The 20,320-nt window shown below is 56.7% G+C and carries 16 protein-coding genes; 7 read left to right on the top strand and 9 right to left on the bottom strand.

Annotated elements, in window-relative coordinates; genetic code table 11:
* Positions 1-77: 77 nt before the first annotated feature.
* The 3 genes from ACYSMN_RS01910 (at position 78) to ACYSMN_RS01900 (ending at position 4,668) form a co-directional block, all read left to right on the top strand.
* A complete protein-coding gene (locus ACYSMN_RS01910; RefSeq protein WP_488922142.1) occupies positions 78-440 on the top strand; it encodes a type IIL restriction-modification enzyme MmeI in 363 nt (120 codons plus the stop codon).
* Between the two features lie 67 nt (positions 441-507).
* Positions 508-3,621 (top strand): class I SAM-dependent DNA methyltransferase, encoded by a 3,114-nt coding sequence (locus tag ACYSMN_RS01905; protein WP_488922141.1) that lies wholly within the window; start codon positions 508-510, stop codon positions 3,619-3,621.
* Positions 3,622-3,813: 192 nt separating this feature from the next.
* Complete coding sequence (locus ACYSMN_RS01900) at positions 3,814-4,668, top strand: LAPAL motif-containing putative phage structural protein (protein ID WP_488922140.1); 855 nt, start codon at positions 3,814-3,816, stop codon at positions 4,666-4,668.
* A gap of 222 nt (positions 4,669-4,890) precedes the next feature.
* Here the strand turns inward: ACYSMN_RS01900 and ACYSMN_RS01895 are convergent, their stop codons facing one another.
* Complete coding sequence (locus ACYSMN_RS01895; protein WP_488922139.1) at positions 4,891-5,457, bottom strand: hypothetical protein; 567 nt, start codon at positions 5,455-5,457, stop codon at positions 4,891-4,893.
* 557 nt (positions 5,458-6,014) lie between these two features.
* On the opposite strand from ACYSMN_RS01895, the gene ACYSMN_RS01890 reads away from it, so the two are divergent.
* From ACYSMN_RS01890 to ACYSMN_RS01880, 3 genes are all read left to right on the top strand, one after another.
* Positions 6,015-7,523: a hypothetical protein gene (locus ACYSMN_RS01890; protein ID WP_488922138.1), complete on the top strand. Its 1,509-nt coding sequence runs from the start codon at positions 6,015-6,017 to the stop codon at positions 7,521-7,523.
* Positions 7,524-7,577: 54 nt separating this feature from the next.
* On the top strand, positions 7,578-9,161 hold the full coding sequence (locus ACYSMN_RS01885; protein ID WP_488922137.1) for a tail fiber domain-containing protein: 1,584 nt from the start codon (positions 7,578-7,580) through the stop codon (positions 9,159-9,161).
* Positions 9,162-9,290: 129 nt separating this feature from the next.
* On the top strand, positions 9,291-9,827 hold the full coding sequence (locus ACYSMN_RS01880) for an SgcJ/EcaC family oxidoreductase (RefSeq protein WP_488922136.1): 537 nt from the start codon (positions 9,291-9,293) through the stop codon (positions 9,825-9,827).
* A gap of 138 nt (positions 9,828-9,965) precedes the next feature.
* Here the strand turns inward: ACYSMN_RS01880 and ACYSMN_RS01875 are convergent, their stop codons facing one another.
* From ACYSMN_RS01875 to ACYSMN_RS01840, 8 genes are all read right to left on the bottom strand, one after another.
* Positions 9,966-10,634: a hypothetical protein gene (locus tag ACYSMN_RS01875; RefSeq protein WP_488922135.1), complete on the bottom strand. Its 669-nt coding sequence runs from the start codon at positions 10,632-10,634 to the stop codon at positions 9,966-9,968.
* A 182-nt stretch (positions 10,635-10,816) separates the two neighbouring features.
* The gene (locus ACYSMN_RS01870) at positions 10,817-11,380 is read right to left on the bottom strand and encodes an SMI1/KNR4 family protein (protein WP_488922134.1); all 564 of its coding nucleotides are present in this window, start codon (positions 11,378-11,380) and stop codon (positions 10,817-10,819) included.
* Positions 11,381-11,452: 72 nt separating this feature from the next.
* Complete coding sequence (locus ACYSMN_RS01865) at positions 11,453-11,824, bottom strand: hypothetical protein (RefSeq protein WP_488922133.1); 372 nt, start codon at positions 11,822-11,824, stop codon at positions 11,453-11,455.
* A gap of 1,038 nt (positions 11,825-12,862) precedes the next feature.
* Complete coding sequence (locus ACYSMN_RS01860; protein WP_488922132.1) at positions 12,863-13,201, bottom strand: SMI1/KNR4 family protein; 339 nt, start codon at positions 13,199-13,201, stop codon at positions 12,863-12,865.
* Positions 13,202-13,224: 23 nt separating this feature from the next.
* A complete protein-coding gene (locus ACYSMN_RS01855) occupies positions 13,225-13,569 on the bottom strand; it encodes a hypothetical protein (protein ID WP_488922131.1) in 345 nt (114 codons plus the stop codon).
* A gap of 304 nt (positions 13,570-13,873) precedes the next feature.
* Positions 13,874-14,104 carry a hypothetical protein gene (locus ACYSMN_RS01850; protein ID WP_488922130.1) on the bottom strand — a complete coding sequence of 77 codons (231 nt, stop codon included), beginning with the start codon at positions 14,102-14,104 and terminating at the stop codon, positions 13,874-13,876.
* Between the two features lie 244 nt (positions 14,105-14,348).
* Positions 14,349-14,828 (bottom strand): DUF3060 domain-containing protein, encoded by a 480-nt coding sequence (locus tag ACYSMN_RS01845; RefSeq protein ID WP_488922129.1) that lies wholly within the window; start codon positions 14,826-14,828, stop codon positions 14,349-14,351.
* Positions 14,829-15,095: 267 nt separating this feature from the next.
* The gene (locus tag ACYSMN_RS01840; protein ID WP_488922128.1) at positions 15,096-15,440 is read right to left on the bottom strand and encodes a hypothetical protein; all 345 of its coding nucleotides are present in this window, start codon (positions 15,438-15,440) and stop codon (positions 15,096-15,098) included.
* 517 nt (positions 15,441-15,957) lie between these two features.
* Here ACYSMN_RS01840 and ACYSMN_RS01835 point away from each other — a divergent pair.
* The gene (locus tag ACYSMN_RS01835; protein ID WP_488922127.1) at positions 15,958-20,307 is read left to right on the top strand and encodes a DUF4394 domain-containing protein; all 4,350 of its coding nucleotides are present in this window, start codon (positions 15,958-15,960) and stop codon (positions 20,305-20,307) included.
* The last annotated feature ends 13 nt before the right edge of the window (positions 20,308-20,320 follow it).

Raw genomic sequence — 20,320 nt, 5'->3', positions numbered from 1 at the left:
CATAATTCAGCATCCATAATTCAGCATCCATAATTCAGCATCCATAATTCAGCATCCATAATTCAGCATTACCCCCCGTGAATTATCCCGATTTTGAAGCCCGCTGGCGCCCGGCCGGCGGCGCGGAACGGGCCAACTATGGCCTGTTCCTGCAAGACCTCTGCGACCTGTTGGGCGTGCCCCGCCCCAACCCCACCACCGACAATCCGACCGAGGACCACTACGTGCTCGAACGCGCCGTGCAGTTCAACGACGGCGACAAGAAAAGCATCGGCCGCATCGACTTGTACAAACGCGGATGTTTTGTATTGGAAACAAAACAGGGGGTTGATAGCGTAAGCACTAAGTCTGAGGTAGATAAAAACCGCGCTAGCGCGGATTACACCGGATTACACCGGATTACACCGGATTACACCGGATTACACCGGATTACGGCGTGAACTGGGTCTAACTCCCATCAAGCGACGCCACGGCCATGCCGTGCGCGGCTCCGCTAAATGGGAGCAAATGATGCAGGCCGCACGCCAACAAGCTCTTGGCTACGTGCGTGCCCTACCGCCTGAGGAACCCCGCCCGCTCTTCGTAATAGTGGCCGACGTGGGCTACTGCCTCGACATCTACAGCAACTTTGCCGGCGTCGGTGACTCCTTTATCCCGTTTCCCGACCAAACGCGGTTTCGCCTGCCACTGGCGGCGCTGGCTCGCGAAGAAACCCGCACCATGCTGCGGCAACTCTTCCTCGATCCGCGCAGCCTGGACCCCGCCCGCCGCGCCGCCCGCGTTACGCGGGAACTGGCCGGCTACTTGGCTGGCATATCGGCGCAGCTGGAACGGGCGGGGCACGCGCCCGATGTGGTGGCGCAGTTTCTGGTGCGCTGCCTGTTCACCATGTTTTCGGAAGATGCCGAGCTGATTCCCAAAGCCTCCTTCACGGGACTGTTGCGCGAATACGCCACCCCGGAGCTGCGGGCCTCGCTGCCCGATGCGCTGGAAGACCTCTGGCACAAGATGGACGTGGGCGGCTTCTCTTCGGGGCTGAAAGCGCGCCTGCCGCGCTTCAACGGTAAGATCTTTCACAACGCCACTGCCCTGCTCCTCTCCGCCGACCAGATAGAGCTGCTGCTCAAAGCCGCCGAAGCCGACTGGAAAGACGTGGAGCCTGCCATCTTCGGTACGCTGCTCGAACGCGCCCTCGACCCCAAGGAGCGCCATGCTCTGGGCGCCCACTACACCCCGCGCCGCTACGTGGAGCGCCTGGTACTGCCCACCGTGCTCGAACCCTTGCGCCGGGAATGGACCGCCGCGCAGGCCGCCGCCGCCCGGCGCCTCGAAGAAGGCCAGCCCAAGGAAGCCCGCCAGGAGTTGGTGCGCTTCCTCAACCGCCTCACCAGCCTGCGCATCCTCGACCCGGCCTGCGGCTCCGGCAATTTCCTCTACGTCACGCTGGAGCACCTTAAGCGCCTGGAGGGCGAAGTGCTGGCCGCCATCAACAGCTACGGCCACACCGGCCTGCTCGACCTCAGCGGCGGTACGACAGTATCGCCCCGGCAGCTGCTGGGCCTGGAGCTGAACCCGCGCGCCGCCGCCGTGGCCGACGTGGTGCTGCGCATCGGCTACCTGCAATGGCACCTGCGCACCCACGGCCCCTCCGAGCTGCGGGAACCGCTGCTCGACGAGTTCCAGAACATCCGCCAGCAGGATGCCGCCCTGCGCCACGACCCGCCCCAGCCCCGCCTCGACGCCCACGGCCAGCCCGTCACGCGCTGGGACGGCACGATGAAGACCCACCCGGCCACCGGCCAGCCCGTGCCCGACGAAACCGCCCGCACCCCCGTGCTAGACTACCCCAACTCCCAGCCCGCCGAGTGGCCCGAAGCTGATTTTATCGTGGGCAATCCGCCGTTTGTGGGGCCGGCCCGCATGCGCGAAGCCCTAGGCGACGGCTACACCGAAGCCCTGCGCAAAGCCTACAAGGGCCAGGTGCCCGACTCGGCCGACCTCGTCATGTACTGGTGGTACAACGCCGCCCGCGCCGTGCAGCAGGGCGCCGCCGAACGCTTCGGCTTCATCACCACCAACAGCCTCAAGCAAACCTTCAACCGCCGCGTGATGCAGCCCTTCCTGGAGGGCGAAAACTCGCCGCTCACCCTCACCTTCGCCATCCCCGACCACCCTTGGGTAGAAGGCAATGATGGTGCTGCTGTACGAATTGCAATGACAGTTGCTGAAAAAACCGCTACTGCAACAACTCCTGGGCAACTGCTTGAAGTCCGGACTGAAACAGTCCCTAAAGGAGAAGAAGCCTCTGAAGTGTCTTTTGCAGAATTACAAGGGCGAATCCTCTCTGATTTAACAATTGGGGCCGACTTAGATAGTGCTAAACCACTAAAAGCAAATGCTGGCTTATCGAATCCTGGAGTCAAGCTACATGGCGCCGGATTCATTGTTACTCCTGCCCACGCCGCTAAGTTAGGATTAGGGAGTATCCCCGGTCTAGAAAACCATATAATGCCTTACCGCAACGGGAAAGACTTAGCCGATAAGCCGAGAGGCGTTTTAATAATCGATTTATTCGGTCTGTCCTCCAAAACAGTATTGGAGCAATACCCAGCTGTTTATCAACACGTGTATGAAACGGTTAAACCTGAGAGAGACCAGAACAACCGCGCTTCTTACCGCGACAACTGGTGGATTTTTGGCGAGGCAAGAGCCAGCTTCCGCCCTGCACTAAAGAACTTGAGACGATACATTGCCACTGTTGAAACCGCCAAGCACAGAACATTTCAGTTTCTTGAAGCAGGTGTATTACCGGATAATATGCTGATTGCTATTGCGCTTGATGATGCTTATTGGCTTGGTGTGCTTTCTAGTAGTATACATCAGGTTTGGGCATTAGCATCTGGCGGCGACTTGGGCGGTAATACACCCCGCTACAACAAAACTCGCTGCTTCGACCCATTCCCTTTCCCCGCCGCCACGCCCGCGCAGCAGGCGCGCATCCGCGAGCTGGCCGAACAGCTCGACGCCCACCGCAAGCGCCAACAGGCCCAGCACCCCACGCTCACCCTCACCGACCTCTACAACGTGGTGGAGAAGCTGCGCGCCGGCCAGCCCCTCACGGCCAAAGACCAGACCGTCCACCAACAGGGCCTGGCTTCCGTCGTGCTCAGCCTGCACCAGCAGCTCGACACCGCCGTGGCCGAAGCCTACGCCTGGCCCGCCGACCTGCCCGATGCCGAACTCCTCACCCGCCTCGTGCGCCTCAACCACGAGCGCGCCCGCGAAGAGCAAGCCGGCCACGTCCGCTACCTCCGTCCCGCCTACCAGGCGCCGGGTTCAATGAGCAATGAACAAGTATCAATGAACAATGAGCTGACGACGGCCAAGGCCGACCAACTACTCGTTGCTAATTCTTTATTGCCCGTTGGCTTCCCCAAGGAATTGGCCCAGCAGATGCAGGCCCTGCGCGACGCCCTCCAGCAAGCCGGCCAGCCCCTGACGGCAGCTCAGGTAGCCGCCCGCTTCAAGAGCGTAAAGCCCGCGAAAGTGGAGCCGCTGCTGGCAACTCTGGCGGCCCTTGCCCTGCTGCGTCAGACGTCGGAAGGCGCGTATGTGGCGTGAAGAACAGTAGTAAGGTCCAGTTACTTGTCCTATATTCCACTTTAGCTACGAACTCGTACACTGTATAGCCACTTACTTATGCTATGCACATTTCGGCTATCACCTCTAATCACTTCAGAGTGTAAAGAGTATGCGTTTGATTGGCTAGTTGATGAAGCAGCCTAATTCAATACATGCCTCTACAGCAAGTATATGGTTGCTCCTAACATTTTAATAGCTGAATTTGAGCTATACGCTTCTTTCGAGAAACAAAGCGGTTCACCGCAAAGAGTTTTCAAGTCTTTAGCTGACCTAATTGTAGTACTTGGGAAGCTTGACGACCTGTTAGCTCAGACTGTTGATACTGACCTTCGTGTAGAACTGCTTCTCGATGATGTTGAGGTTGGTTCACTGCGAGCTAAACTGGCGATTTTTCTACGGCAAATACCTGATGAAGCTATAAAGGAGTTCGACTGGCAAAAGCTAGTTGGTCATTTTCTACTCAAGGGCAAGTATTGGCTGCTTAAGTATCTCGAAAACCGAAGCGAGTTAAACAATTCACAAGAGCTGAAAAATGCCCAAGTTGAACTACAAGCGTTAGCCGAAGCTGCTCAATTCAACTCGCTGCTTATTCCAGGTCAAGTTCCTCTTGACCGCCTAGCTGACTTTATTGAAAGTATCACGCGTGCCGTAGCACCGCTCGCACCGCAGGATTATATTGAATATCGCTCTGCTGTAGGTAATGCTAGCCTCAATCCTAATTTCAATATAGCTAACATCCAATCCCTCACCATCGAGGATACTCAGACAACCGAACACGAATACATCGTCAAAATCAAGCGTGTAGACTTTCTTGGCGAATCGATGTGGGATTTTCTACTACGTGGTAAAATGATTTCCGCACGCATTACTGACACTCCTTGGCTAGATGACTTTCACGACGGCCGTGTTAACCTTCGCCCCGGCGATTCTTTACGGGTACGCCTTCGCACTGAATATACGTTTGGCCCTAACTTCCGTCACGCGCAAGCTCACTACACTGTATTAAAGGTGCTAGCAGTACTGTAGATAGTAGTCTGTCAGTAGTAGTTAGAAGCTCGACTCAGAGGATCAATACATCCCCCAAAACAACGAACAGCCGCCCCGGAACCCGGAGCGGCTGTTTGCATTTTTCCGCTCACCCGCTTTCGCACTGCTTAAGGAGTGCCTATACGGTGCCTATACGGAAAACGCCCCCGCTAGCCATAGCCAGCGAGGGCGCGAAATAGTACGAAAGCGAGCCAATCGGTGCTACAGCGTCCGGTTGTTGGTGCTGCGGTTGCCGGGCTTATCGGTGGCCGTTATCGTGATTTTGTCGCCGTCGAGGCTGGCGTTGCTGGTCGTGGCGGTGTAGCGCCAGTCGAGGCCATTGGCGTCGGCGGTGGCGCGGCCTTCTTCTACTAGCGTGCCGTCGCCGTTCTCGATACGCACCGTTACGCCCGTCACCCTGAAATCGTCCGTCGCCCGCACCCGAATGGCGTCGCCGGGTTGGCCCGTGTAGGCGCTCAGGTCCACTTCCCGGATATCGGGTGCCTGCATAAAGTCGGCTACCGCGATGGCGTAGGCATTGGCACCACCATCGGTGCGGGCCGCCTCGTACTCCGCTTTGCTGGCCGCGTCGCGAATCTGCGCCTTAGCATAGAGCGTGGCCTGCTGAAACCGCTCCTGGTGCGCCTGCTGCCCCGCCGTTGGGGCTTTCTCCGATTCGCGCGGCGCGGCCGACACTATCGTTTTGCCTCCTACCTGCCGGAATACCAGCGTGCCCCCAATTGTGCCGCTCAGGCCCTGGGTGATAATGTTGTTCGATACTCTTGCCATTGTGTATGGGGTTTAAGGTTAACTCGGCAGTAATCTATGGTTTTTTCTAAAATATTAGTAGAATATTACATAATAGTTCACGAGACAATCGAGCATGGCCAGTATGGTTCATACTGCTTGCGGCCCCGCTACCAGTACCCTAACCTAGTTTCTGGTGCTCCCCAGCGAGTAGCTCCCGTCACTGCCTCACAAGCAGATAGTCTACCGTCGGCTTCTGCCTGGCCCATTGCCCTATCATCTACTACAACTCTGATTATCAACAGCCAATACGACTTACCAACCACTGGAGGCTGCTGGTTAGGCAGCCACGTGGCGAGTTGTTAATCGTCGGGCAGATGTCGTTTGTCTATGGTGCCTTGTCGCCGGACGATTAGACCGGCAGCTACCAGGCCCGGCCGGTAGTTTCGTAGCGTTGCGTCAACTGGCAAGCTTTCGGCTGTCCTTGTCGCCGCTCCTTCCTCTATGCCTGATAATAAGCCCGACGGAGTGGTGTGGGGCTGAAAAAGTCCCCACCGAACACCTCCGCTTAAGTGCCACCACCATAGTCAACCTTGCCTATGAAAACTCCGATTATCTACTCTGCTTTGAGCGCCCTGCTCCTGCCAGGCGCCGCTTTTGCTCAGGACCTCACCAACGCCGGCGCGGTGCTGACGGTACCGGCCGACGCCGTCCTCTACGTGGGCAGCGGCGGGCTGCGCAACGCGGCGGGCGGCACGCTCACCAACGCCGGGACGGTGCGCGTGGATGGTCCTCTCACCAATGCCGGCACCCTCAACCTGAGCACCGGCGCCCTGGAAGTGCGCGGCGACCTCACCAACACCGGCACGGTGCAGCCCGGCACCAGCCGCGTCACCTTCAGCGGCCCCACCGACCAGCTCCTGACACCCGGCGGCGCCACGCTCTACCAACTCGAAGTGAACAAGCCCACCGCCGGCGCTAATCTGCTGCGCCTGGCCGGCGACCTGACCGTGAGCAACCTGCTCCAGCTCAGCAACGGGCTGGTGAACACCAAATCGGGGAGCACAGTGCACACGCTGCGCCTGCCCAATGGCGCTACCCTCGCGGGCGAGGCTCCGGGGCGCTACGTACTCGGGGCTCTCCAGATTACCCGCACCGCCGTGAGCGGCGCGGCCGTGGACTTCGGCCACGGCGTGGTGCTCGCCCCGCAGGGCAACAACCTTGGCACGGTGGCCATCACCCGCACGGCGGGCCTGCTAACGGCCGACGTGAGCTTCGGCCAGAACCTGGGCGGCACCGCGCAGGGCATCGACCGCCTCTGGACCGTGGCGGCCGACAACCAACCCGCGCCCGCTACCCCCGCCCAGCTCACACTAAGCTGGCTGCCCGACAACGACAACGGCCTGGCCGGCTTCTCGCAGGCCCGCGTGTGGCAGCAAACCGCCGCCGGGGCGCCCTGGGCGACCGTGGGCGACGCCACCAACGCCGGCAGCCGCAGCATCAGTACCAATGCCACTGTGCTCAACCGCTTCACGGTGAGCAACGCGAGCAATCCGCTGCCCGTGAGTCTGCTCGACTTCACGGCCCAGACCGAGGGGCCGGCGGCCGTGCGCCTCCGCTGGACCACGGCTTCGGAAGCAAACAACGCCGGCTTCACGGTGGAGCGCAGTCTGGATGGGCGCGGCTTCCTGGCCGTGGGCACCGTGGCCGGGGCGGGCACCAGCGCCGCCCGCCACGACTACACCCTGCTCGATACCCGGCTGCCGGTCGGCGCTACGCTGCTCTACTACCGCCTGCGCCAAACCGACCTCAACGGCGACTTCACCTACTCGCCGCTGCGCACCGTGGCCCTCACAGCGCAGGCCGCGGGCTTCGTGGTGTACCCCACCCGCGTAGCAACGGGGCAAACCGCAACCTACCTCTACACCGGCCCGGCCGGGAAGGGCACGCTACAGGTGCTGGATATGGTGGGCCGGGTAGTGCGCACCAGCGCCGTGGATGGGCGCGCCCAGGGCGAAGTGCCGCTGGCCGGCCTGGCCACCGGGGCCTATCTGCTGCGCTACATCACCGCCACGGCCAGCTTCGGCGGGCGCTGCGTGGTAGAGTAGCCGCCGCGGCAATTCTTCACGCGCGCTTTTCTAGAAACCCTTTTCTTCCTTGCCATGCGACTGTTCTTTACTTCCCGGCCCCGGCTAGGGCTGCTGGCCCTGCTCTTCCTGGGTAGCTACTCCGCCCGCGCCCAAAGCGTGGGCGTGGGCACGACGGCCCCCGCCGCCTCGGCCGCGCTGGATGTGGTGTCCACCGACAAGGGCCTGCTCGTCCCGCGCCTGACGGCGGCCCAACGCACGGCCATTGCCGCGCCCGCCACCGGCTTGCTCGTCTACCAGACCGACGGTGCCCGCCCCGGCTTCTGGTACTTCGCCGCCACCGCCGGCTGGACCTTCTTCAACCCGAGTGCTGATGATTTGGGCAACCACACCGCCACCCAAGCCCTCAACCTGCAAGCCCAAGCCCTGACCGGCTCCGGGGCCAGCATTGGCACCGCCGTGGGCGTAGGCGTGCGGGCCGATGGCGGGCTCAACCTGGGCCAGAACACGGCCGGCCGGAACGTCTTCGTTGGCTACCAGGCCGGGCAGGTTAACCAGCCAAGCGTTATTGACGGCTCCCAAAATCAATTTGTGGGCTACCAGGCCGGGCAGGCCAACACGGGCGGCGGCGCTAACCAGTTCAGCGGCTACCAAAGCGGCTACGCCAACACGACCGGCAACAACAATCTGTTTGACGGCTACCAGAGCGGCTATGCCAATACCACCGGCACCAATAACCTGTTCATTGGCCTTCAGAGCGGCTACCGTAACACAACCGGCGACTTCAACTTCTTTATCGGGCGCGAGAGCGGCTACGCCAGCACGACCGGCAGCGGTAACCAGTTCAGCGGCTACCAGAGCGGCTACAGCAACACGGGTGGCGGCGGCAACTTGTTTAGCGGCTACCAGAGCGGCTACAGCAACACGACCGGCAATTTCAACCAGTTCAGCGGCTACCAGAGCGGCTACCGTAACACGACGGGTGCCGGCAACGTGTTCGTTGGCTTTCAGAGCGGCTACGTCACCACGACCGGCATCGGTAACACGGCCGTGGGCTACGACAGCGGCCCAGCCACTGGCGCCCTGACCAACACCACGGCCCTGGGCAGCACGGCCGTGGCTTTCGCCAGCAACAGTGTTCAGCTCGGCAACACGTTGATCACCACCCTGCGCTGCCAGGTAGGGCTAACGGTGACCTCGGATGCGCGCTTCAAGTACGACGTACAGACCAATGTGCCCGGCCTGGCCTTTATCCAGCGCCTGCGCCCCGTAACCTACCGCCTCGATGCAGCTCGCCAAGAGGCTTTCCAGCGCACTGGCGTACTGCCCGCTTTCACTACCGATGCCGCCGCCCCCGTGCACACGGGCTTCCTGGCGCAAGAGGTGGAGCAGGCCGCGCAGGCGTTGGGCTTTACCTTCGATGGGGTGCACGCCCCGGCCACCGCGCGCGACGCCTACGGGTTGGGCTATAGCCAGTTTGTGGTGCCCCTCGTGCGCGCCGTGCAGGAGCAGCAAACCCAGATTGAGCAGCTTAAAGCTAAGTCGGCTCAGACGGAAGCCGCATTGCGCGCCCTGCAAGCGCAGACCGCCGCCGACCACGTCGCTCTGCAAGCCCAGATGACTCGACTGCTGAGCCAAGGCGCGCAAGCGTGGAGATAACCGCATCAAGACGACTAGCCAAGTATTTTCTCTGAGCCAGGCGTCAGCTCCAGCATCGGCGGCACTGCTTGTTCAGACTTTACCAATTCTGCACCCTTACTTTTCTTTGTACCTCGACTTTGAACAACCATGAAACAACTTGTTTTCCTCTTCCTACTAAACTTTCAGCTACTGCTCGCGGCACAGGCCCAAACCACCGCTCCCGTAGCGGCCGACGAAACGGCCGTCCGCTCGCTCGTCGTGGCTTTCAATAAGGCCTTCAACGCGCACGATGTAAAAGCATTTGGGGCTACGTTTGCCGAGGATGCCGATTTCACTAACTGGTATGGCATGTCGGCGCACGGACGCGCCAAGATCGAGGAGTTTCACGTGCCTGTGCTAACCGTCATGTATAAGAATGGGGCGCAGAAAGTAACGGATACCAAGGTGCGCTTCCTCACCCCCAATATAGCGGCTGTGGATGTGCGTTCGGAGGTTACGGGCGGCATAACGCCGGATGGCCAAGCCGTCCCCCTCCTAAAGTTTCTGCTGAACTGGACGGTGATGAAGCAAGCCAACGGCCAGTGGCTCATCAAAGTCATGCACAACACGCGCCTCATGGACATGCCGCCTCCCCCACCCACCACGAAAGAAGCCACCACAAAAGAAGCCGCAGATAGGCACTAGATATCATGCCACGACCGGCTGCCCCGTTCGTGGCGAGGCACCGTAGTATCTGCTGAACCAAAACATGCTGGGCAGTCCTGCAACTCTTACTCCTAGCTATACTGCTCTGCCAGTACTAAGCGGCAGGAAGCTAGCTGATCAAGTAAACTGAATAAAGAAGCAACCCGCCTCGCAAGGCCCCACCAGTTTGCGGGAGTTGTGATTCAGAAACAGATATCCCACTCCACCCAGAAATATGCCTTCGTGCCCGGGGCTAATAGCCGGGATGTCGTACTCGTTTACTTGGAGCAGGTAGCCAAACTTCGGCCCGAGCCAGATGTCGTCTTGCAACCACCCGGGAATCCCGCCGAACTTGCTCACCTCCAAACCCCGTCCGAGCGTAGCCACTTCTTCCTCCATTTCCTGCGCTGAGAATGGGTTGCGCTCTATCAGACTCGGCGGTAAGGCCAAGTACTGCGCAGATGGTGGCACCGACGGGGTTGGCGCGGGCTTGTGCAACAGCACCCGGCAAAACCCTCGGGTCGCGTTAGCGGCCTGCTCCTCCAAATTGATAGCAAACTCCCGAGGCAAGGTCAGGTTACGGCTTCCTTGCTCGTGGTCAAACGACACGAACACCGATATAACGTAGCCTTCGGCGATAGTGGGCGTGAAGAAGAAGCCCGGCCCCAGCGTCAGGAGATGCAATTGCGGCTGCTGTGTGGTGGGGCAAAGCGGCCACTCTGTATCCGCAGCCAGGCAAGGCAGCCCGCCAAAGTAGGAGGGTAGCTCCTCAGCCGAAGGACGGAAAGCAAGATGTAAAACACTCATGTCTCAACTATCAATTACCAATCCACCCAAAGTAAGCTTATGCGTAGCCGCAGAGGCACCCGCTGCCCACAGCACAACCACTAAAACCGACTTGTGAGAACGTGCTCTACTGTCAGTAGCGTCCAAGAGACATTGGGCATCATCTTCTGTCAGCCGGTCCTGGTAGCAAAAGCTTCGTGTGCTTATAGTTTCATATCTCGGAATGCATAATCTATGCCCTCACCAGATAAATACTTCTGCTTTAATTGTTTTTCGTAGTCTTCTTCGAGGCCGCCACGAAGCAGCTTTTCTGTTTCCATCAATTCGAATAACAGGTACTGGTTGAAATCTGCAAACACCCTCGCTTTCTGTATCGGGTCGTGCGAGAACAAGTAAATTTCTCCGGAATCTTTATCAAAGCACAGAGGGTCGTTACCGGGACTCTCGGCAAAGTAGACCATGGTCCTAACTTCGTACATTCTGTAGTGCCACGATACGAAGCTGAAATTTGCAGCAAACAGTAATTGCCACTCCCCCACTGGCTTCAAGCCATACATAAAGTCAGCGCTTTCTATACCACCGAAGAAGATAAGGTATTGCCTCATATCTTCTGGCAAAGCAAGATTCAACTCTTTTTCAAGAGCAGATAATCGCTCAAGCTCTACCCCCACGCAAACGATATCAAAATTCTCTAAGTAGCGCTGAAGTTTTTCTCGCCATCCATCCTCACCAATATTTCTGATAGGCAATACGAAATCTGAGTGCATAAGCAAAGCTGTTTGGTATTTATTACCTACGATCCGTTTATTTATGTGTGAGGCGAATATTAAAGCAAATATCTACTCCAAACTTATTCCTAGCTGTTCATATTTCCAGGCCAGCGAGTTACGCATTTCATTTAGGTACTCCGTGAGTTCTGTACGGTAGCTATTTCGCGAAAGCTCCACTAAATACGTATATGTGTTCCGATTTCCTTCATTGCGCACCCACAAAAATATACTATCTCTAATTGTCTCATCCATATGAACTGGAGCATGAATAACGGCCTGAATCATTATCAACAGAGCAAGATCTATATTCTCTTCAGCCATCGTGCACGCGCTCGTATACATCTCCGCATAAGTAAGTCTATCACCAAGCGCACTTAATAAAGCTGCCGTCAGATCACGCTGCTTTATGATATAACTATCCAAAAAAGAACTTCTTTCCATTTCAGGCTATCGTAAAGGGTGCTTCACAAATAACTCTATATCATCTAGCGCGTCTTGGGCCCTCCCAGCCACTGCTGCGTCTTGCGCAATGATGCGATGGAGCACCGGCAGCACTTTCTGCGTGTCTAACATGGAATGAATTCGGGCAACATGTCCTAAACAGGTAAGCGCCAGTCCGCGCACCTCTTCGTTTGGGCTGAATACGAGTCGTAGGCACTGGTCCTGTACCCATGCCCAATCGTTGATTGTATGGGTGATAGTCAGCAACACATCCATCACCACAACTGGATCTGCTGACGCGATTTTTGCTTCCGCTAATGCCTTAATCTGTTGAGTTTTTTCATTGTTTACTTACGCCGCTTGCAATAACATACACAGTGAAGTATCCTATTGCCTTCTCTCCTAATAACCATGTTCCAAGAGATGCGCTGCCTTCATTATCTATTCTGGCTTTTAGTCTGCTTGTCCGTGCAGCGGCGAACGGCTATCACGTTTCTACTGTTTCAGCGTGTCCTAATTACCTAAAGTGACACTCTTCCCCATCAGTATCTATCAAGGAAACGAGTGTACTTGCCTGGAGAGCTTCGTGCAATAACCTTACATCTATCGAAAAGGATTTGCTGAAGCTGCTGACTTCTATTAGTAAATTCTTCTGAGTCAAGAATATTCTTACGTCATATTCCCAACCGCCACTACCCGATAAATCCTTAAGCCAAAATTCTTTCTCCTCGGCCTGCTTACTGAACGTAGATAGCTTAATAATAATTTGTTTTACTTGCTCGGCATTTTCCTGGAGCCATATAGTATCAGAGAACTTCTCCGTTAACTCTAATCCCATATCTAATACATCTTAATTTTATGTGACTTTCGCATCAGTGTGGGCGTGTAGCCTAAGCCCTGTATATGCTTGCACCACATGAGTTTGAAATTAAACTGATGCTCGGAGGGCTCTACTGAATGTTACGCGCTTTGTGGAAAGATATACAATCAAGATAGTAAGGCACGCAGTAGCCTAGACTCAGCCCGATTAATGATTCATTAAGAACATCCTTGAGCCACCCAAGACAATAGATCTGTCGCTACAACTTTACCTTCTGCTGCACCAATTGCCCCAACGTCTAGTTTCAAAACCTCTTTGCTTTCGCTAGAGGCTTTCATAAAAAATCCTGCTCCACCACTATCGTCACCAATGAGGAGCAATTCGGGTGCGTATACAAAGACTTCATATGTGTTGTTTCTTTCAGCAATGTCTTCGGTGCTATATAAAACAACTCCCGATCCAGGAAACATCATGCCATTCGTTTCACGCCATAAGTCAACAAGAGCGCCGGGCAACACGATACCTAAACTCTTCCTAGCGTTGATAATCAAAGCCATTGAGGCGGGCGAATTCCTCATTGTTATCGGGACGCAATACTATCCAAACGCACTTGCAACGCGTGACGCTCCGCTTCTACCACCGCGCGCACTTCCTCGTTGTAACAGTATTCTTTGTCCTGCGCCACGAGTTGTAAAGCTCGTATTGCGCGGGCTAAGTCAGCATCCAAATCCTCAATTGGCCAGACGTACACGTGTCCAAACTGTAGCAAGCAGTATGCAGCGGCGCGTAACAAAGGGATGTGCTCTTCATCAAGCGGTTCAGATTCTGCTAGCTGCAACGTGGCGCGCACACGCTCCGGCAACGCTGATGTTTCTAGTAGCCGCCCAAACCAGTCGGCGGCCTGGTCATTATCCCAAGGTTGCATTCCCCACATAACTGGTTTCGATGATTTGGAACAGACTAGTAGACGATTGTTGACTCTATGCCCTCACTGAGTACGGTCAGTAAAAGTATCTTGGTTGACTCTTTGTTCTAAGACCGTAGCTTCACAGCTATTTGAGATGAAACTCTAAACCTCTATAAAATATTATCCTATTCCGTAAATTATTTTTTTACAAACAGCGCTAATCTATTTGAAAAAGAGCATAATATATTTATTGCTTATACCGCGCTGTATTACGTCCGACTTGAGGTCGCTTCATGCCCTCAACCGTCGTCTTGTTTCTAATTTAATGCCAGATTTTAAGATGTGACGAACAAAATCCTGTTACAATATCTAATAGCTCTAAAACAATGTCTTCCTCCGTATCCTCTCGTGCTTTTAACCTAAGATGCTCTAAAATCTCCAAAGCTTCTTGTTGTTGCCCGTCATCATTTTTAAACTGTCTTAGCGTTTCTACTAGTGTGGAAATAGACATTTTTTGTGCTAATGCAACTTGTAATTCTTTCTGTAGATTCATTGAAAGTTGGTTATACTAATTCATGATACTATGGCAACTACATCTTACCTCCTTGATCTGCCTGTGCAGACTGCGCTAAAGTTAGTCACTTATGGCAGAGGTGGAAGTTGCTTGTCTTGTACCATGGGCAGCTAAAAAACAGAGAGCCGCCCTGGAAATCAAGGCGGCGCTCTGTTTTATCTTGTGATGCTCTACTGAAATGTGCTTCGCCTTGAGCGCAGCGTGGAGCTCTTCAAGGATTTACTTACTTGGCTTTCGCAATGGTGTTGCCTTTGCCTATGTTCGTGATTTTGGGCTCTGCACCGCTCCACCGCACAATATTATTGCTACCGGTTACCTGAATGGAGCTCACGTTTTCGAGGCTCACTTCGTTCTTGTCGCCCACGATAAAGAAGCCCTCGCAGGTGCCGGTGAAAGTGGCCTTATTGCCACTGCCGAACACTTGTACCGTTTGCCCATTACACTCCTTTGTCTGCACTGAGTTATTGCCATTGATGGTAATCTCCTCCGCGCTGCTATTAATGACGGCGGTACCCTCGCTATCGCTCTCAATACTGGTGCCTTCCGTCTCCACCTTGGTATCAGTGTCCGAGGACTCGGCGTTTGTGGCGCTTTGCGCAGAAGTTTCTGCACTGGCTTCCTCAGTTTTGGTCTGGGAACACGCGCCCAGAGTAGTGGCTACGGCACAGGCTAAGGCTAAAAGAGTCGTACGTTTCTTGTTCATGGGAAAGGAGATTAATATGATTGATGCTGCGCAAGGTAGCAACTACTGTGCTAGTGTCGATTACAGCGGCAAAGAGAGAACAATAACCTTTGGTTACTACCTGAATAAAACGGATTCTCTTTCAGTTAAGGAGTCTAACAGGCAACATTCAAGCTCATAGCTAGCCTGTACAAACCAAGCTTATTGTAACGCAAAAGCCCCGACTGCTCTATGGAACAGCCGGGGCTTAGTTGTAAAACGAGGATAGAAGCCCTCGTTTGAGTCTGATTAGCGGGTAGTGCTGCCGCTAGTGGTGCCACTGGTAGTACCGCCAGTAGTGCTGCCGCTAGTAGTGCCTGTGGTGGTGCTACCCGACGTGGTGCCGCTGGTAGTACCCGAGGTAGTGCTACCGCTAGTAGTGCCCGACGTGGTGCCGCTGGTAGTGCTGCCGCTGGTGCTGGAGCCGGAAGTCGAGCCGCTGGTGCTGCCACCGGTGGTAGGGGTGCTGCCGCTGGTCGAGCCGCTAGTAGTACCCGAGGCAGAGCCCGTGGTAGAGCAGGAAGAGAGAGCGGCCGCGGCACCAAACAGGAGGGCGAATACGCCAGTCGCCAGAGTTTTTTTCGTCTGTTTCATAGTAGTGAGTAAGTTGTTGAGGTCGTTTTACTGGTGCCTGATGAACGCCTTCTACGGAAATCATACCCCTTTTGGTTATGGTATTATCATTTTCGCTCGACGCTAGGCTTTATAAGCCGTCCTAAATTCGCTCATAAAACTAGCTCTATTGCCAAAGAAGCCAGAGTTCGACCTAGTTTTACTTTGAGCCTACTAATATCATCGTCTATATATTTTGCCCCACTCAGAGGAACGGCAACTGTACTTCTTCTTTCCAGAAATAGTGTTGGAATAAAGCCACTGACCAAGGCTGGGCAAACGAAAATAGGCCGGTCCCAAACGCGAATGGCGAAGGCTGGTTGCAGACTTACCGCGGTTATGTACCAAGCCTTTTATCAAGAATTTTTAACGGATTTAGGCAATCCATTTCTGGTTCAGTTACCGTACGTTTTGGGCCCACGGCCCAGCTTAGGATTTGGTGTAATCTGATGCCGTTGGTTTCTCCATACTCAACGCATTTTAAGCCCCATTTCCCGTGATGAAAACACCCGTACGCTCTCCGTTTCCACCCTTTAACCGCCGGCTGCTAGGTCTCGCCGTTGGTCTGGGCCTATTCGCTGCCGCACCAACCGCGCAAGCCCAAACTGTATATGGCCTGGCGCAAGGTGGCACGGTGCTCGCCACCTCTTCCTTCACCTCGCTGCTTAGTGGCATCGCCCCTGCTACCACCCCTATTACCGGTGTGGCCGCCGGCCAAACGCTGGTTGGCCTCGACTCGCGCCCCGCTACGGGTGAGCTGTTCACCCTCAGCTACGACGGCGCCGGCACGGCGCAGCTCTACACCATCAATAAAACCAGCGGTGCCGCTACCGCCGTGGGCGGCACGTTGGCTCTGGCCCTAGGCAACAGCAACGAACAAATCGGGTTCGACTTCAACCCGACCGTAGACCGAATTCGTGTTACGAGCAGCAACGATACCAACTACCGCCTTAATCCTAATAACGGCACCCTGGCCGCCACTGACCTTTCCATAAAGTTTCCGGCGTCTTCCACCGATAACCCGGCCGTGGGCTCCGTGGCGTACACGAACTCCTATATCGCCAGCCCTACTACCACGCTCTACGACATCGACGAGAGCCGCTCGACGCTGTACATTCAGAGCCCACCCAACGATGGGGTGCTGACTGCTGGCATACCAATCACCCGAATGGGCTTGGCTTTGCTCAACCTCACCGACCAAACCGACTTCGACATTTACACTGATCCAGCATCGCGCGCGCAGACAACTTTGCTGGCCGTAACTACCAGCGCTGCAACCAGCTTCTACACGCTCGATCTGGCTACGGGTAATGCTTCGCTGCTCAGCAGCGGCACACTCGGGGTGTCCATCACTGACATTGCCTTCGGCATTGACCGGACCGCCCCAGCGCCGAGTGGGCAACAGCTGTACGCAGTAAGCTCCAACAATAATCTGCTTTCATTTTATTCGGGGACGCCAAACTATATCAATTCCGCCGTAGGCATCACGGGCATTGCGGCAGGCCAAACCCTAGTAGGCACTGATTTCCGCCCCAACACCGGCCAGCTTTTTGGCCTGGGCTACAATGAAACTACCGGGGAGGCGCGGCTTTACACCATCAACCTAGCCACGGCCGTAGCCACGGCGGTAGGAGCAGGGCCCGTCGCGCTTGACCTGGGCAATACTACTGCCGCCCTCAACGCCGTTGGTTTCGACTTCAACCCTACTGTGGACCGGATTCGGGTGACGGGCCAGAACGGACGCAACTACCGCCTCAACCCCAACAACGGCGCTATTGCCGCTACCGACGGCGACCTCAACTTCGTGGCCGGTGCCACGGGTGCGCCTAGCATTGGGGCCGTAGCCTACACCAATTCCTACGCGGGCAGCACGGGCACCACACTCTACGATCTGGATGAGGTACGCAACCAGCTTTTCATTCAAACCAACCCCAACGCCGGCCAACTCACTGCGGTAGGGTCTACGGGTCTGTTGCCCGGCAGCGGCGGCACCAACGACCTGGATTTCTTCTTCGATCCGGCAACCCAAACCAACCTGGGCTTCTTGGTGTCGAACACCAATTCCAGCGCCTCGCCTTCTACATTCAGTACGCTCTATACGCTCAACCCCAGCTCGGCGGCCGCGTCAGCAGCGGGCGCTATTGGTTTGGGCATTCCAGTGCGCGACGTAGCGGCCCTCATTGCGCCGCTCACGCAGCCGGCTCTGGTAGGGCGCTTGCTCTACGGTATTGCCGCCGGCAATCTGATTTCCTTTGATTCTTCCCGTCCGAATAACATTCGGACAGCCGTTAATATCACGGGTCTGCCAGCCGATGGTTCCCAGGTACTAGTTGGGGTTGATTTCCGTCCTTTCGATGGCAACCTCTACGCCCTAGGCTATAATGCTACCGCCAGCCAAGGCCAGCTTTACACCCTGAATCTGACCACTGGCGCTCTGACAGCAGTTGGGGGCCCGGGTTCATACTCGCTCGGCGTTGCTTCGGGTATCGGCTTCGACTTTAACCCCGCCGCCGACCGTATCCGCATTATTGGCTCGAATGGCAACAACTACCGCGTGAACCCCGCCGATGGTGCCGTAACGGTAGATGGCGTTACAGGTCGCGCCTTGGTAGCGGCTGCCTACACCAACAACGACAACAACCCAGCCACTGGCACCACGCTCTACGGCTATGATCTGAGCCAGAACCAAGTTGTACGGTTCACCAACCCCAATACCGGCGCCAACGAAGTAGTTGGCAGCTCAGGCTTGAGCGTTAATAGCTCTACTGGAGTGGATTTTGATATTTACTCCGACCTGTCGAATCCGGCCGCTCCGGTTAATTCCGCCTTCGCGGCCGCGGCTCTTGCTGGTCTCAGCACCGAGTCGCTATGGGAAGTGGACCTCAGCACGGGCTCGTTTAACCAGCTAGGCCTCATTGGTCAAGGCACCAACCTGAGCGGGCTGGCGGCTTTCCTCACGCCCACTGCTCCGGTTACGGGCCTGACGTGGACGGGCGCCGTAAGCACCGATTGGGCTACGGCCGGCAACTGGATTCCGGCGCAGGTGCCCACCGCTACCGATAACGTCACCATTCCGGATGTTGCCAACGATCCGGTAGTGAGTTCAACTCAGCCCGTCAACAGCATCACGCTGGCCTCGGGCGCTACCCTGACTACGGCCAACGGCGGCACGCTCAACGTGAGCGGCAACTTCACCAACAATGGCGGTACCACGCTGGGCAGCGGCACGGGGACCGTTGCCTTCACGGGCACGACAGCCCAGACTATCAGCGGCACTACCACCTTCTTCAACAACCTCACCGCTGGCCCCGCCGGCGTTACGGCCGCTGGTCCGGTGCAGGTGCAGCGCGTACTGGAACTCACTGGGAATCTGGCTTCGAATGGCAATCTGACGCTGCTCTCCAACGCCACCGGCACTGCTCACGTGGTCAATGTTCGGGGTACGGTAACGGGCAGCGCCACCGTGCAGCGCTACATCGACCCAAGCTTGAACAACGGCCCCGGCTACCGCCATTACTCGGCGCCCGTGAGCGGCTCGACCGTCGCGGATCTGGCTACTAGCGGCTTCGCGCCCACCGTGAACCCCGCTTACAACACGGCCGCCAATCCCAGTACCGTCCGGCCCTTCCCCACGGTGTTTGGCTACGATGAAACTCGCGTGAACACCAGCGGCAACCCAATCCCGCAGGACTTCGACAAAGGCTTCTTCTCTCCCAGCTCCACGGACGATGCTCTGACGGTAACGCGCGGCTACACGGTCAACATTCCCGGCTCGCAGACAGTGGATTTTGTGGGCACGCTCAACAACGGCCCGCAGACGGCCGGGGGCCTCAGCCGTGGCACCCAGACCGAATCCGGCTGGCAGCTACTCGGCAACCCCTACCCTTCGCCGATTGACTGGGATTTAGTGAGCCGCACCAACGTAGATGCGGCCGTGTACGTGTACCGCTCCACGGGTCAGTATGCTGGCACTTACTCCGCTTACGTGGCCAACGGCACCGGCACCAACGGCGGTACCGACGTTATTGGCTCGGGCCAGGGCTTCTTTGTGCGGGTGAGCACGCCGGGCAGCAGCAACGGCCAAGTGTCCTTTGCCAACGACGCCCGCCTGACCTCCTACGCCAGCCCTATCTTCCAGCGTAGCACCAGCAGCCCACTCGTGCGCCTCGACCTGCGGGCCACAACTGGCGCCGCCGACGAAACAGTGGTGTATTTCGAGCAAGGCGCTACCACCGGCTTTGATGCCAACTTGGACGCTTATAAACTGCTGGCGGGCAACTCACCCGTGCTGGCCTCGGAGTTGAATGCTACCACCCAACTTGCCATAAACGCGCTGCCCGCGCTTGGCGCCACCGACCGGGTTGTAGTTCTGCACGTAGCGGCCCAACAGGCTGGCCCCCACACGCTCCGCGCCACGGAGCTGCTCAACCTACCCGCCGGTACTTACGCCTACCTCCGCGACGCCCAAACTGGTAGCGTGGTAGACTTGGCCGCGCAGCCGGAGTACTCGTTCCAACTGGTGCCAGGCGCCACTACGGGCCGGTTTACGCTGCTGCTAACCCAACAGCGTATCTTGGCTACTGCCTCGGCGGCGCTCAGCCAGCAGGTGTCTGTGTTCCCGAACCCTGCTCGCGGAACCGTATCCATCAGCTTGCCCGCCGTTCTGGCTCGTCAGGCTACTGAGGTGGAATTGCTGAACTCGCTCGGCCAGATTGTGCGGCGCGCTACCTTGCCGGCCAGTTCCACCGAAGTCCGTCCCTTCTCACTCACAGGCATGGCCCAAGGAGTGTATACGCTACGTCTGCGCACCACCCAAGGCAACGTCAACAAACGTCTGGTAATAGAGTAGCATAGCTGAGTAA

It is taken from the genome of Hymenobacter sp. M1-2 (genome assembly GCF_057808495.1).
This window is presented reverse-complemented; position numbering and strand designations above follow the sequence as displayed.

Excerpts from the sequence above, each read along its gene's own strand:
- ACYSMN_RS01835 (WP_488922127.1), top strand. The coding sequence starts at position 15,958 with ATGAAAACACCCGTACGCTCTCCGTTTCCACCCTTTAACCGCCGGCTG.
- ACYSMN_RS01885 (WP_488922137.1), top strand. The coding sequence starts at position 7,578 with ATGCGACTGTTCTTTACTTCCCGGCCCCGGCTAGGGCTGCTGGCCCTG.
- ACYSMN_RS01855 (WP_488922131.1), bottom strand. The coding sequence starts at position 13,569 with ATGCAACCTTGGGATAATGACCAGGCCGCCGACTGGTTTGGGCGGCTA.
- ACYSMN_RS01895 (WP_488922139.1), bottom strand. The coding sequence starts at position 5,457 with ATGGCAAGAGTATCGAACAACATTATCACCCAGGGCCTGAGCGGCACA.
- ACYSMN_RS01870 (WP_488922134.1), bottom strand. The coding sequence starts at position 11,380 with ATGCACTCAGATTTCGTATTGCCTATCAGAAATATTGGTGAGGATGGA.
- ACYSMN_RS01865 (WP_488922133.1), bottom strand. The coding sequence starts at position 11,824 with ATGGAAAGAAGTTCTTTTTTGGATAGTTATATCATAAAGCAGCGTGAT.
- ACYSMN_RS01890 (WP_488922138.1), top strand. The coding sequence starts at position 6,015 with ATGAAAACTCCGATTATCTACTCTGCTTTGAGCGCCCTGCTCCTGCCA.
- ACYSMN_RS01905 (WP_488922141.1), top strand. The coding sequence starts at position 508 with ATGATGCAGGCCGCACGCCAACAAGCTCTTGGCTACGTGCGTGCCCTA.
- ACYSMN_RS01880 (WP_488922136.1), top strand. The coding sequence starts at position 9,291 with ATGAAACAACTTGTTTTCCTCTTCCTACTAAACTTTCAGCTACTGCTC.
- ACYSMN_RS01840 (WP_488922128.1), bottom strand. The coding sequence starts at position 15,440 with ATGAAACAGACGAAAAAAACTCTGGCGACTGGCGTATTCGCCCTCCTG.
- ACYSMN_RS01860 (WP_488922132.1), bottom strand. The coding sequence starts at position 13,201 with ATGGCTTTGATTATCAACGCTAGGAAGAGTTTAGGTATCGTGTTGCCC.
- ACYSMN_RS01875 (WP_488922135.1), bottom strand. The coding sequence starts at position 10,634 with ATGAGTGTTTTACATCTTGCTTTCCGTCCTTCGGCTGAGGAGCTACCC.
- ACYSMN_RS01900 (WP_488922140.1), top strand. The coding sequence starts at position 3,814 with ATGGTTGCTCCTAACATTTTAATAGCTGAATTTGAGCTATACGCTTCT.
- ACYSMN_RS01850 (WP_488922130.1), bottom strand. The coding sequence starts at position 14,104 with ATGAATCTACAGAAAGAATTACAAGTTGCATTAGCACAAAAAATGTCT.
- ACYSMN_RS01845 (WP_488922129.1), bottom strand. The coding sequence starts at position 14,828 with ATGAACAAGAAACGTACGACTCTTTTAGCCTTAGCCTGTGCCGTAGCC.